This window comes from Paenibacillus sp. FSL H7-689 (assembly GCF_000517905.1).
In the GTDB taxonomy this organism is placed as follows: domain Bacteria; phylum Bacillota; class Bacilli; order Paenibacillales; family Paenibacillaceae; genus Paenibacillus; species Paenibacillus amylolyticus.
The window spans coordinates 1-853 of record NZ_ASPU01000029.1 but is presented as its reverse complement, the minus strand read 5'-3'; the positions used below and the strand labels follow the sequence as shown (position 1 = coordinate 853).

Below are 853 nucleotides of genomic sequence, written 5' to 3'. Positions count from 1 at the left end.
AATGTGCGGATTTGCCTACACATCAGCCTTACTGCTTAGACGGACATCCATCAGTCCGCGTCACTACCCTACTGCGTCCCCCCATTGCTCATAACGGCTTACGGTGGTACAGGAATTTCGACCTGTTGTCCTTCGACTACGCCTTTCGGCCTCGCCTTAGGTCCCGACTTACCCTGAGCGGACGAGCCTTCCTCAGGAACCCTTAGGCTTTCGGCGGATCAGATTCTCACTGATCTTTTCGTTACTCATACCGGCATTCTCACTTGTATAATGTCCAGCGCTCCTTACGGTACACCTTCAACCCTTATACAACGCTCCCCTACCCCTGATGCAAAGCATCAAGCCATAGCTTCGGTGGTGTGTTTAGCCCCGTTACATTTTCGGCGCAGAGTCACTCGACCAGTGAGCTATTACGCACTCTTTCAATGGTGGCTGCTTCTAAGCCAACATCCTGGTTGTCTGTGCAACTCCACATCCTTTCCCACTTAACACACACTTGGGGACCTTAGCTGATGGTCTGGGCTGTTTCCCTTTTGACAATGGATCTTAGCACTCACTGTCTGACTCCCGGAAGTAAGTCTATGGCATTCGGAGTTTGACTGAGCTTGGTAACCCTTGCGGGCCCCGCACCCAATCAGTGCTCTACCTCCACGACTCTGTTTTCCGAGGCTAGCCCTAAAGCTATTTCGGGGAGAACCAGCTATCTCCGAGTTCGATTGGAATTTCTCCGCTACCCCCACCTCATCCCCGCATTTTTCAACATGCGTGGGTTCGGGCCTCCAGTGCGTGTTACCGCACCTTCACCCTGGACAGGGGTAGATCACCCGGTTTCGGGTCTACGTCCACGTACTAA

At 52.9% G+C, this 853-nt stretch carries 1 rRNA gene; it reads right to left on the bottom strand.

What is annotated here, in order from left to right:
* Window positions 1-853: ribosomal RNA gene (locus C170_RS21675) — 23S ribosomal RNA — on the bottom strand; the annotation flags it as partial.